This is a genomic window from Rhodoferax sp. PAMC 29310, from assembly GCF_017948265.1.
In the GTDB taxonomy this organism is placed as follows: domain Bacteria; phylum Pseudomonadota; class Gammaproteobacteria; order Burkholderiales; family Burkholderiaceae_C; genus Rhodoferax.
This window is the reverse complement of the sequence record NZ_CP072852.1, coordinates 1,711,746-1,726,226: the sequence shown is the minus strand read 5'-3', so window position 1 is coordinate 1,726,226 and position 14,481 is coordinate 1,711,746. Positions and strand designations below refer to the sequence as shown.

The following is a 14,481-nucleotide window of genomic DNA, read 5'->3' as shown; positions in this document are numbered from 1 at the left end:
TTCTCCTCGTTGGCCCGTCGGCCATTTCTGGCAACGAAGCAATGTCAGCAAGTCGTTGCGATAGCAGTCAAGGAGTCAAAATGAAGTCAGCAGAAGGTTATCTCCGTCGTCAATACATATGTTTGCTGCGCCGCTGCGCATGGAACGATGCGATCAGCGCATTCATCGGCTTCATGGCCGCGATTCACGGCGCACCTGCGGTCGCACAGTCGATCGTGACTGATGGGCGAACACTCACTGAGCTGTCAGTGAATGGCGCCGTCACCGACATCACGACCCAAACGATTCGGGGCAGCAACGCGTTCAACTCGTTTTCCCGCTTCAATGTTGATGCCGCCAACACCGTGAATCTGCATTTGCCGGGTCAAACCAGTAATTTGCTGAACCTGATTCAAGGCGAGCAGTCCAACATCAACGGCCTGGTCAACGCCTACAAGGTTGGTCAGATTGGTGGCAATGTTTTCTTCCTGAATCCGCATGGCATTGTGGTGGGGGCAGGTGGTGTCCTCAACGTCGGTAGCCTGACGATGGCCACACCGACAACACAGTTCATGGATGGTTTGATGAGCGCAACCGGCGTCATCAATGACGCGGTAGTTGGCCGGGCGCTGTCCGGTGACATTCCTTTGACAGACAGCGGGCTGATCCAGGTCAAAGGGCTGATCAACGCGGCGGATGCGGTCCGCCTTGCTGGCGGTAGAGTGGATACCGCTTCAGGCGCTCAGGTTTTCGCTGGCGCCAAAGCCAGCGTGGCGTTTGGAGATTTGGTCAACGTGCAAGGGGTGGCGCCAGCGGCTGCCGTTCAGGTGCATGGTGGCGTGATCACTATCGTGGCAGCACAAGATATTGAGGTTGCGGGGCAATTGTCTGCCGACGGTCTGGGCGAGCATGCCGATGGCGGCAGCGTGTTGGTTATGGCCGAGAGAAACGCTACTTTGAAAACCGGAGCAAATGTGTCAGCCAATGCCGGAGCTAGCGGTGATGGTGGCGCGGTTGAATTCAGTGCAAAAGACACGGTTGACCTCGCCGGTGGACGTTTGAGCGCCAGCGCTGCGCAGGGAAAGGCGGGCACAGTCCTGATAGATCCCGCGAACTTGCTGCTTAACGCGGATCTGCTGCTCAGCCAGGACGAATTGCGCGATGCATCGGGCAATGTAAGCAAAGCGGGCGTGACATGGAACGCTGGCAGTTTGACCCTGCAAGCCGATATTCAGTTGACCGTCGGCAACGGCGTGATGATTTCGACGAGGGATGTGGCGGGTGGTACGCGCGATGATCACCTCACTGGTCCGTCCCAAGGCGACTCGGGCAACCTCACGTTGCAGGCCAAACACATCGCCATCCAGGACGACGCGCAGTTACTGGCCAATGCCAGCAACGGCAGGGCCGCTGGCAACATCAGGATTGAGGCCGCGGACAACCAGTCCACCCCGGTGCTTGGCTCGCTGGACGATGCCAACGCCAGTGTCACGATTGGCAAGGCTGTCATCAAGGGCGGCAACGTCAGCATCACCGCCACGGCCAATGACAAGTGGGTGTGGACCGGCAACGAATACGCGGTTAAGACTATCGAATTCCTGGACAGCATCAGTGTGGGGGCCAATGTCACCATTTCCCGTGCAAAAGCCACGGTGGATGTGGGCAATGGGGCGCTAATCGACGCCACAGGTTCGCTCGACATCAAGGCGCACGCCATTGCTGATGCCAGCATGAAAGTCGTGAGCACCCTGGCCGGCTTTGGTTATGGCGAGACCGACGCTGTCGCCAAGGTCGCGATCGGTGACGCCACACTGGGCTCTGACGGAGCCATGACCTTGAGCAGCCAGGCCGACAGCACACTCTCTGTGGAGGTGGACACGGTCAATACCGGGGCGCTGAACAACAGCGCGTCGTCGGCCAGCAAGTACGCCAACGTTTCGCTAGCCATCGGCGTGGGCAAGCAAGATGCGGTGACGACCGTGGGCACCGACGCCAAGATCACTCGGGCCAGTGCACTTGAAGTGAGCGCCAGCGGCGAGAAGAAGCATAAAGTCTCCGCCAGCGGTGGTTCGTTCAAGGACGGAACCGCAGCCTCAGGTGTCGCGGTACTAAGCAGCGACACCACCATCACGGCCAGCTTGGGCGGCAATGTTTCAGCCGAACAGGTGACGGTCAAAGCCGAGTTGGCCGAAGCCGAATCAGAGGTGAAAGCCTCAGCGGGCACAGGCGGTGACCCGGACGTGACTGACGCCATCAGCAGCGGTAAAACGCCAGACGAAATTCTGTTCGAGAAGCTGTCCGAGAAGGTGGCCAAAGCCCCAAGCACCGATGCGCGCAGCGGCTCGTCTGGCAAGCTGGGCTTGTCCGCCACGTTTGTGTGGGCGGACAACACCAACGACGTGACCGCTGAAGTTGCCGATTCGGCGCGCATCACCACGCCCGGCAGTCTCAACGTGCTGGCCAAAGCCGAAGAAAAGGTGAGCTTCGAGAGCTCGGCCGAGGTGGATCAGCGCGAGCTGGACAAGAAGGCCGAGGGCGACACCAAGACCCCAGAAGAAAAAAAGAAGATTGCCATTTCCGCCGCGGTGGTGGTTGCTGATATGAGCCACCAAGCCAATGCCCTGATCGGCAATGGGTCGATCATCAATACCGGCGGAGCGGTCAACGTCAATGCACTGTCTGCGATCAGTCCGTTTTGGTCCGACTGGTCCTCGATCATCGACAAGTTCAAGGCCATGGACTGGTCCTCGCCTGATGCATGGGCCGATCTTGGAGCGGCCGCCAAAGAAATGGTGGCCAACCCCGTCGGTGCCACGACCTGGTCAAAGACCTCAATCGAGAGCGAAAAACTCGGATTTGCGGGTTCGGTCAATTTCTTCACGCTGAACAACGAAGCCACGGCTCGAATTGGTGCGGCCAGCATCAATGTCGGCGTTGGCCCCGCGGCCGCCGGCCAGGACGTCAATGTGATCGCCCGCGCCACACAAGGCATTCTGAACTTGTCTGGTGTACCTGAGAAGGTGATCGGCCAGCCTATTGACGGCGGCTCCGCCGGTTTTGGCGGCTCGTACCTGCAGTTCGACCTCAGCGGCGGCACCGACGCCAGCATCGCTCAGGGGGCAACCGTGCGCGCCGATGACGTGGTGGTGCAGGCTCATACCAGCTTTGATCAGGTTGATGTGACTGAAACCGCGGGCAAAGCCGCCAAAGAATCCATCAACGGCGCGTTTTCTCTGCTCAATGCAGACCTGCACACCATCGCGCAGATTGGTGCGGGCGGAAGCATGAGCGCTGATGACGTGTTTGTGCAGGCCAAGGACGACAGCCTGGTGATTAACGTCGCGGGCGGCGTGGCCCGATCCGCGAGCGTAGGCATTGGATTCTCTGTCGCGATCAACGAGATCAAGCGTGAGGTGCTGGCCATCGTCGGCAACCGTGACGGTGAGAACGGCGTGGGCGGCACACTGACAGCAACGCGCAACGTACTGCTCGACGCGCAGGCCAGCAATGCTCTGGGCGCATTCACCGTGGCCGGGTCCGGGCCTTCCGCCAAGGAAGATGACGCTGGAAAGACCGGTGGCGACGGCACCAAGACCAATTCGAAGGACACCGGCGGTCAAGGTAAGTCTGGCGTAGGAATTTCTGGTGCCGCGTCGGTCAATCTCGTGAACCAGACCACCTCCGCAGGCATCGCCGATCTTGCCAGTGTGACTGTGAACGGTGGCACAGGCAGCAGCGTTGGCGTGGATGTCGATGCGGACGGCACGGTCGACGAAACGATCATATTGGCTGCAGGCCTCAAGTCAGCAGCGCAAGACCGGGCGCTGGCCATCGCCGGGGCGGGTAGTCTCACGGTAGCCAAGGATAAATCGGCCGGTCTGGCCGGTGCCTTCACCTGGAACCAGCTCGGCAAGAACACCAGCACCTACCTCAGCGATGCGAGTGTGGATGCCTCCAACGGTGCCGTACAACTGAATTCGCTGAACACAGGCGCGATGTGGTCCATCTCCGCAGCAGGGGCTGCCGGGGACAAGCAAGGCATTGCGGGCTCGGTTTCGTACAGCGACGTTAACAATGTCAGCGCGGCCTCGACGAATGACGCCAGTGTGAACGCTGGTGGCACCGTGTCCCTCACCGCCACGGACGAGTCGAACATACGCAGCGTGGCCGGTGCGGCCAGCTACGGCGGCAAGGGGGGCTTCGGCGTGGGCGTGGCCATCTCGTCCGTTGCCTCGGACACCTTTGCTGGGTTCAACGGCGGCATGGTGAACGGCGCAGGCGGTGTACAAGCCACCGCAATCAGTAACAACGCCATCTTCTCGGTGGCCGCCGCCTTGAGCGCCTCCAAGGGCGTAGGGTTTGCGGGCTCGGTGAGCTGGAACGACATCGACAACCACACGGAGGCGAAGAGCACCGATGCCGTGCTCACCTCCAGCGGCAACGATGTGAACCTGGACGCCGACGACATCTCGGACATCAAGTCCATTGCGGGCAGCGTGGCTCTCTCGGGCGGTAGTGCGACGGTCGGCATTGCGCTGGCCAAAAACGACATCAGCAACGAAGCCCTCGCCCAAGTCGAGCGTGGGTCCCTGTCGGGTAAAAACGTCCGAGTCGAAGCCACTGAGAATGCCACCATCGAGGCCTTTGCCGTCGGCGGCAGCGGCGGCAAGAATGCCCTAGCCGGCTCGGTGGGCATCAACACCATCGACAACACGACTACCGCCTCGGCCAAAGATTCCGTGATTTTGGCCACGAACGGGTTAGTCAAGGTGCATGCGGCCAATGCCTCCACCATCGATTCGTTCACCGGCGCAGCGGCCGTGGGTGGCAGCAATGCGGTGGGCGCCTCCGGTTCCTATAACCACATCGCTGGCGAAGTAAAAGCCGAGATCTCCGGCGGCTCGGCCAATTCGGCCAATGTGAATGTGGCGGCCGAGCGTACCGGCACGCTCGACGTCTGGGCCATCTCGGGTTCAGCGGCGGGCACCACCGGGCTCGCGGGCTCGATTGCGCTGAACGATGTGGGCGGGTCCACCACGGCGCGTATTGGCGATGCTGCCAAGGTCTACGCTACTGGCAATGCGTTGGTCACTGCTGACGCGGACGATTTCATCAAGTCCAGGGCCGGTGCTGTAGGCATCGGCGGGTCCGCCGGGGGCGCAGGCGGCATTGCCTTCAATGACATGCACGCAGACACCAAGGCCGAAGTGACCGGAGCGGGAACTCAGGTCACTGCCCTGGGCCAGGGAGATGCTGCGAAGGTCGACAACGGTACCTTGTCTGGGGCTGGCGCGTTGAAAGGTCAGCAGAAAAAGGATGATTTGCGTGGCGCCGCCGTGGTGTCCTCATCGACCTCAGAGGTGGAGAACTACGCCGTGAGCGCAGCCGGAGGCGGCAGTGGTGCCGTGGCGGGGACGGTGAGTATTGCCATACTGGGCGGCAGTACAACAGCCGAGGTCACTGGCGGAGCGCAGCTGAACGCGGTATTTGGTGACGCGGAGCAGGAAGCCCGAGTGGCGGCCTATCACCATGACACCATGGTGTCTAAAACCGGCGGCGTCGCCGCGGGGGGCAGCGCGGGCGCGGGCGGCGCGGCCGACACAGCCGTGGTATCGCATACCACCCGAGCCAAAGTCAGTGGCGCACAGGTGCAAGCACAGAAGGCGGTGGCGATCGATGCAGCTTCCAGCACCAACATCAAGCAGGTTGTGATGGCTGCCGCCGGCGGCGGCTACGCTGGCCTGGCGGGCACGGTCGGTGTTGTGTTACTGGACGGCACGACCGAAGCGCTGGTCAACAACGCGAAGCTCGATTCCAAAGGCAGCGTGAAGGTGGAAGCCACGTCAGACTCTGATGTCGATCTCACGGCCGGTGCACTGGCTGGCGGCGGTGGGGCTGGCGTGGGCATCACCGCGGCCGTGACCGTGGTCGAGCAAAACACCCGGGCCAGCGTGAGCGGCACGAGCGAGCTCAACGCCAATGGTGAGACCAAAGTTAACGCAGCGTCGACCTTCGAGCAGAAGAACGATGCCTACACAGCCGCCGCAGCGGGCGGCGTGGGCGTGGCTGGCACGATCAATGTGGTGGTGGTCAAGGGCAGCACAGACTCCGAGGTGGGCTCCGGGGTGAGCGTCAACAACGACATCACTTATGGCAGTGCAACGCAGGACGTGGCTGTTACGGCCAGTGACCTCACCCGAGTGACCAACCGATTGGGTAGTTTGGGCGTGGGCGGCAGCGCGGGTATCGGCGCTGTAGCCGATGTCACCCTGATTCACAACGGTGCCTCGGCCAGCGTGGCCAGCGGTGCTTCGGTTACGGCCGACCGCGATATCACCGTCAGCGCCAATACTGTGCGTGATGTGGACTCCACTGCAACGGCACTGGCTGGGGGCTACACGGCTGGCATCGCAGGCGCCGTATCCGTCATCTCCGTCGGCGCGCGCCCTGACGGCGACGCAAAAGACAACTCTACTGGCTCGGTGGGCAAGGCCGGTGAACTCGCCAGCGGCAGCGCCACGGGCGACCAACTGGGCAGCGAATGGAGTGCGTCGGCATCCCGCGCAGATGCGGCGCGCAGCAGCGTTCAGCTATCGCAAGACTTGGGCGCGGCCCCCGTTGCCACTTCTGCGGCGGCTAGCGTTGCCGCCGGCGCCACGATCAACGCGGGTCGGGATGTGAATGTAAACGCCCATAACCAAACTGATACCGACGCTACCGCCACCGGGGCCGCGGCTTCAGCAGGTTTCTCGGTGGGTGGCGGTATCGCCATTGCCACGGTCAGCGACAAGACGGTTGTTTCCTTGAGTGGCACTACCACGGCTGGCGGCAGTGTGAGCGTGATTGCGATTGACGATCAGCCCGATGAATCGCTGCTTCGGACCTACGCGGGCGGCGGTGGATTGGCCGGTCTGGCCGCCAGTTTTGCTTGGCACGATAAGGCGTCAAAAGCGCAGGCTGAACTCGGTGGCGTCGTGATCGCCACCGGTGGGGTCAAAGTGTCGGCCAAGATAGACCACGACCTGGAGGCAAAGGGCGGTGCGCTCGCAGCGGGTGCGGTGGGGATAGGTGCGGCCATCACAAAAGTCGATCAAAATAGTGTTGCTAGCGCCGACCTTTTAGGCAATGTGCGGATTAACTCCAAGTCGTTGACCGTGGGCAGCGATGCGAAAACCAAGGGGAGTGCCGACGTCGCTGCAGCGGCGGGTGGCCTTTTTGCGGGCGCCGCTGGCGCATTGGCCGAGGCGAATGACAACACCCAGGCGTTGGCATCGATCGGCAATAACGCATTCATTCGCACTGGAACTGGAGCTATCACGCTGCACGCTGACGTGAACCCGAACGCGCACGCTGAGGCACTGGGCGTGGCGGTTTCGGGCGGTGTGTCTATCGGCGCCTCTGTGGCGAATGCAGATGTGAATACCGTGGCGCGCGCCACCACTGGTGCAAACGCAGACATCGTTTCAGGCAGTATGGATGTGCGGGCACGCACATTGCGCACCGGTGACACAGCCTATGCCAATGCCATTGCGGGCGCAGGTGGCCTGCTGCTGGGGGCCAGCGCCACATCAGCAAATGCCAGTGTCGGTGCCACCACCGAGGCATTGCTGGGCGACAACAATGAAATCACCACCGGTGGTGATTTGTCCGTGCAGGCACTCTCATCGACCCGTGCAGAAGCCGATGTCACTGGCATCAATGCAGGCTTGCTCGCAGCGGGTAGCAATACCGCCAAAGCGCGTACCAACACCCAAACCCATGTGAAGGTGGGTGATGGGGCTGATCTGGTTGCGGGCGCTGTGCGCTTGCAGGCCGATGGCAGCGATACCCTGCGCGCCGGCACGGTCTCAGGCGCCGGCGGCCTGGGCGTGTTGATTGCCTCCCTGTCAGAAACTGATGCCGACGCTGATACAACTGTTGAACTCGGCACGCCGGCTGGCAACGGTGGTACCGTCGTGGTAGACACAGTGGACATCGATGCAGTGCAGCGTGTGGATTTTGACGCTACTGCCAATTCCACCAGCGCCGCCGCCGTGGGCGCGTCTGGCGCCCGCGCCGTGAACAATGTGAATGTCGATACCGGGGCTGCCATCGGTCAGAACATGATTGTGTCTGCGCAAGACCTGTTCAGTGCGCGTGCCGGCAACGAAATCGAAAAATCCACGGACAACGCCAGCGGCTATCAGGTGGACTCCGGCTCGGGCGGCCTGCTCAGTGGGGCCGCGGCAAGGTCGGAAACCCAGATCCGAAACGATGCGCAGGTGAGTGTGGGCCGCGATGCCTTGCTCAGTGTGAAAAACGATGCTCTGCTGTCCGTTTTGGACAACAATAGCCGAATTGTTAAAGTGCCCGTTAACGGTCTGCTTGAATTGGCGGCCTGGAACGAGGTGGCCGCTTACGATCGCGTGCGTCTGGACTCCGGCGGTGCTATTGCCATTGCCCGAGCCGAATCCGTGATCGACAACGTCAGTACCACCGGAGTCACAGTGAGGGACAGTGCAGCACTGCTGAGCGACGGCAATATCGAGCTCTCAGCCCGAACCGCCGCCACAGCCAAGGCCAAGGCCCACTCCAAAACTTACGGATTGGCCGGCGCCGCAGAAGGCACGAGCAGTTCCACAATCAGCGCCGATCAGGTGGTGAGCATTGGCACAAACGCTTTCCTGGAAGCAGGGGAGAGCGTGCATTTGATGGCCGGTACCGATCGTACGCAGGCCAACGACCTCAGTGCTGACGCGGAAACCCGCTTGTGGAATCGCACCGCTATTCCCATCGAAACCGACCCCAAAGCCTATGGCCGGTTGGAGCAGCACAACGACATCACCATTGCCAATGCTGCGCAAGTGCGTGCAGTACGGGATGTCTATCTCACGGCCACCGACGGCGCGCACAAGGCACGCGGTTTCGGCGAAGGCACTGATTTGTACCGCGAAGCGCTGGCCGCCATCGGCAACTTCTTTGGCGCCGACACCTCCTCTCTAAAAATCACAGGTGGCTCCAGTGCCGACAATGCCAATCTCGCCGTGCCGGTGGGAGGCGCGTCCTCGCGTGTGCAGGTGGAGGGCTCAGTGCAAGCGGGTATTCGCAGCCATCAGTGGATCACCGTCGACAAGAACGGCGTAGTCACCGCTTCGGAAGGGTTGCTGGATCTGGTCACCAAGACCGATGGCCAGAATGTCGCTAAATTGCTGGAGCTGGAAATTGATGAACTGAACGAATTGGCTGTGTTGAAAAACAAGCAGTTTGAAGATTTCAAAGGTGGTGGCGCCGTGGCCGCGGCCCTCGGAGCCCAAGCCGATGCGCAGGCCCAGAAGACGGCGGCCTTGCAGGATCAGACCGCCGCCAACTTGGTGATGACCAATGTTCAAGGCTACGTCGACACGGCTAAAAATGCGGCCACTGCCGCCGCAGGTGCCGCAGCTGCTGCCGCCAATGCAGCAACGTTGGCAGCCCAGGGGGCGGGGCTCTCCGCGACTGACACGACCGCTGCCGTGAAAGTGGCGTCGGCAGCGACCGCCACCGCGACTGCGGCCAACGCCGCCAATGCAACTGCCGCCAGCACCGCTGCAGGCCAGGCTGAAACAGTACGCGATGATTTGGTTGCAGCCACCAACGCCACGACCGACACAGCCGCCAAGGCCTATTTGCAGGCGATGGCAAACGCCGCCAGTGAGGCAGCCACCAAGGCTCGGGCCGTGGCCAATGCCGCCGCGAGTCAGGCGGCCGTTGACGCCGATACCGGCGCCTCTGCCGCCGCCAAGATCGCAGCCGCACAGGCGACCAACAACGCGCGCGCAGCAGCCAATGCGGCCGCCAAGGCCGCTGCTGTTGTGGCTGCCAATGACGCTGCGGCATCCGCCAACCAGGGTGTTACTTCTGCCGACAGTGCGGTGGCCTCTGCCAATGCTGGACTTATCAGCGCCAATGGCAACCTGGCTGCGGCCCAGGACTCAGGCAGTGCGTCCGATGCGGCTTTGGGAATAGGTGCAGACGCCAGTATTCTCTCGATCCAGCTCGCCCAGTTGCAGGGTGCCACCAATGTGGACTTTGTGGACATCGGTGTGCCCGACGACATCATCGCGGCGCGCTCTGGCAATGTGAGGGTCAGCGGCAAGGCACTCACGGGCGAAGGTGCTCTCGTGGCGCCAGGCGACGCGAAGATCGAAATCAAGAATGAGTCCTCCCGCTTCATGCGCGTAAATGCTGATCTGTTTATCCCCGATGAGGGCGGCGGGCAGGTCACATTCAACGGGATGCGCGTCTCGAACAAAGACGACATCAACCAGCGCAACGCCATTGGCCAAAGCGCCAACCTCGGCATCACCGACGCGTTTAACACCAGCAAACCATCCATCTTGGTGGAAAACAGCAACAGCAACGACAGCGGTAACAGCGGTGGCGCAGCGCAACTTTGGATTTACGGCAATGTGACCAACTTGGGCGGTGAAGCCAAGGCGACCAGTCATGGCACTTTGCGCGTGGCAGGCAACATTGGTGCGGAAACAGTGACCTTGGTGACGGGGGGTGACTTCATCAAGACCTGGTCACCCGGCTACACCCACCAGGGTGGTGACCCGGTAGCGCGTTTGGATAACTTGCCAGACGATCGAGAGACTGATAAAGCGGACTATGCACAGAGCGGACTACCTAGCTGTGCGTCAGTTGCCTGCGGATCGACCATCGCCGGCAATAACGTCTACATCAACGCCGAAAAGCTCAACATCAATGGCCTGATCCAGGCTGGTTTGCCCGAGCGCGGTATTTCCATCACCGATTCATTGCTGGACGCAACGAGCGTGCTAGACCCGACGCTCAGCAATCGGGTGGTCATGCAAAATGCACGCTCAGTCTGGACGGCCAACCCCAGTGGTGCCACGCGCTACTTCGACCTGACCAACCCGACGGCCGACGGTATCGCCGACAGCGGCGAGATCAAATTGCGCTACGACGCAGAGTTCAACCGACTTGAGTTGGCTGACGTGCGCATGGCCGGCGGCCACATGGAGTTGCACGGCAACATCTTTTCTACCGGCAACGGTGAACTGAGTGTGATGGACGGCTATGGGCGCATCAATATCACGAACACCACCGGGTACGACCTCGCCGTGGGGCGTCTGGACACGGGCCCTGGCGTTGAGGGGATGATCCGCATCACCGACACCGCGCGTGACGTGAACGGCAATTACCGCGGTGCGGACCTGACACCGCTGGTGACGGAAATCACGCGCGTCAATGGCGTGGCAACCACGAGCACCAACACGGGTGCGGGCGGAGCGATGCAGATTGTGGCTACTTCCAATGTCAACGACGGTCGCAATACCGTCTTCAACCCCATGGCCAACCGGCGCTTCAACTGGATCAATGAACAGACCACTAACTGGGAACGGGTAGAGACTTACCTTACCAAAACCACCTGGGGTGCCGATTTCTTGGCGCGTGATCCAGGACAGCAGCCTTCCAGCGTCACGCCGGATAAGCCCACCTACACCCGCCGAATTGATGGCGACTGGCTGTCCATCGTGAGCAACCAAGGAGACGACTACAAGTTGGACTACACGAACGCACTTACCCCCGAGAGCAAGACCACACTGCCTCGTACCAGCAGCGCGGTGGATTGCCTTTGGGGGGTTTGCCACAGCCGGCTGTACTCATCCAAGGAAAAGTACACCTGGACCCAGACTGAAAGCTTCCAGCACAGCCTCAACGCGTCTCAGGGCGTGGCCGTGATGTTCACCGGATTTGACTCCTCTGAGGTCAAAATTGATACCAACGGCCAGCTGCTGTTCTCAGGCCTGGTGCGCAGTGTGGCGGGGGATATCACGCTGGATGCCAGCAACGGCATGGCCACCCTCAACGCTGATGCACGGCTGCAGGGCCAGCAGATCGATCTGAACTCAGCTGCTGGTGCCATAGGCACGGTGTCCGCGCCGGTTCGTGTTGAGTTGGTCAATGACGGAACCCTGACGGCCAGCGGACGAGATGGCGTGGCGGTTGCAACGAGCCGCGGCGATCTGCTGATCAACAGCGTTAGCGCTACTCAGGGTGATGTGAACCTCACGGCAGACGGGGACATCCGCACTTCGGTCGCTGGCACAGCGGTGACGGGTCAAAACGTGTCGCTGGTCTCAATCAATGGCGGCATCCACGGCCTCATGGATACCCTGGCGCTGCAGGTCGAAACTCTGGGCACGGCTGGCAGCTTATCTGCCAGCGCAGTTGGTGACATCCGCCTGCAAGAGGCCACCGGTGACCTGCGCGTGAAGCAGGTGGCGTCGGTGACGGGCGATGTTCACCTTGCAGCACCCGGTCGCTTGTTGGACGCCAACACGGTGGAACAGGAGGACATACAAGGGCGCACCGCGCTTCTGGGTCTTTGGAAAGAGATGGGCCTGACTGGTTCGGAGTCGCAGGATGCTTTGGATCGGAGTCTGGAAAGTCAGACAGGGCAGCTGAAGCAGCAATACGAGAGCTACTTCCGCATGCGCCGTTTGCACCTGAACGGCGATGGCAGCTATATCGCCGATGCGTACAACGCCAACTTCAAGTTTGAGTTGACGCCGAACCAGGCCACCTCCCTGAAAACCATCAACGGCTGGGGTGATTCAGAGCTGGTGGCCTACAGCACGGCCCAGACCGATGCCTATCACGCTGCCTATACGCGTTTTGGTGATACAGGCTACATCGCCGATTACAAGCCCGGGGTCTCGGGACCTGGCCTCACGGCCACTGAAACCGCCTCTTTGTCAGAAGGCGCGCAATGGACCAAAGCTCAACTGGTCAATGCGCTGGCGGCAGGCCTGTTCCGCGAGACGACCGACACCGACATTCGCATTGAAGAGGCCAACGTTGTTGGTCGCAACGTGACGCTGACGGCGCAAACTGGCATTGGCATGCAACAAGTCGCATCGACGGTGATCACGCTGGACGCCGAGGGCCTGTTGAGCGACCCGGACAAGCTCGCCTTACTAACTGCGGAGCGCAGCGACATCACGGTGGATGTCAACGGCCAGATCAGCGTGAAGCAATACGAAGATATGGATGTCACGGTCAATGGCACGCTTGACGCCAGTACCGCTACCGGTAGTGTTCTTCTGAGCTCCGAATCCGATGTCACTCTCGGACAGGTCAGCGCTGTCGACGAGGTTCGAATCAAAACTGGTGCCAGCTTGCTGGGCAAGAACGGACAGACGCACGTGATTGCAAAGAGTGCCGTACTGGAGGCTGGTCAGGGTTCACTTGGTGCGGCGGGCTCGCCGATTCTGGTCGACCTGGGCGCCAGTGGCTCACTCACAGCACGCGCTGGTACCGACCTGTTTGTCCGTGAAGTCAGTGGCGACATGGTGGTCAGTTCCGTGTTCGCCCGCGGTGACGTCGCGCTTGACGCACAAGGCAGGATTGTCGAGGCGGTTGAGGACAGTCTGCTTGACGTGAAGGGCACCAACGTCACATTGATCGCAGGCGATACGGTTGGCAAGCCAGGCGGCCAGAATGCGCTTGACGTGCAGATGGGCAAGACAGGACTGCTGAGCGCCAGCGCGCCCAACGGGATCTACCTCAGCACCACGGGCCTGTTGGCCAGGCTGGGTGACATCACGACGCAGAACGTGTTTCAGCTGACGGCGGTAAAGGGCTCCGTCACACTGGCCGGCACTGTGCAGGCCGACGCGGGTGTGACGCTCTCTGCGGCCGACGATATTCACTTCGACGGCGGACAGGTTCGCACTTCCAACGGAGACGTTTCGCTGGAGGCGGGTACCGACGGGGGTGGTTCGGTCGTCGCTGGCAAAGCGGCGGCAACTGGTGGTGTCGATATCGTGGCCTTGGGAGGCTTGCTCATCAAGGCGCCTGACAGTATCGGGGCCGGAGGCCCTCTCGTGGCACAGGTGGCGGCGAATGCCACCTTCCTTGCCTCGACGATCATTGCCAATGTTGCGACAACACCATTGGAAGGGCCACTCACCCTGTCAGTGGCGAACGTCGGCGGTGGACCGGGCGCAAACATTGTGATGGACGGGAGTTCAGACGCCAGCGTGACGTTTGCTGTCTTCAATGCCGGCATTGCAGAAATCACCGCGCATACGCCAAGCCTTCAGGTTCCGACTGGCAACATCACCAATTACGCGGTGTTCAACATGCCGGCCTACTCGACGCGAATTGACACGCTCAGCCGCGCCGCCAATCCAGGGTATGACGTGAACGGGTTCACACTTGGGGGCGACTTCAGCCTGAATGCGTTGTCAAACTCGGTGGCTTTGGATGCCTTCATCTTGATGAGAAACCCCGATCTGCAGGTTGCGGGGAATCCTCCCGGCAATGTTGCTGACGCGGTTGGTTTTGCACTGCAAACCCAAAAATCAGCTGGCAATGCCGAGGGAGAGGATCGCGAGAAGGATATTTTGAGTGGCTTCTCAAATGGGTCGGATGGACAAAATTCTGGCCAAACGCTGGTTAGAGTCGGCGCCAACTGGATGGGCGACCTTTCCCGCTAGGAATAACAGTAAT

Annotated in this window: 1 protein-coding gene; it reads left to right on the top strand. The window is 61.0% G+C overall.

Annotation, left to right across the window (positions count from 1 at the left end):
• Positions 1-80: 80 nt before the first annotated feature.
• Entirely contained in the window at positions 81-14,468 is a 14,388-nt protein-coding gene (locus tag J8G15_RS07830) for a leukotoxin LktA family filamentous adhesin (protein WP_210546939.1), read from the top strand.
• The last annotated feature ends 13 nt before the right edge of the window (positions 14,469-14,481 follow it).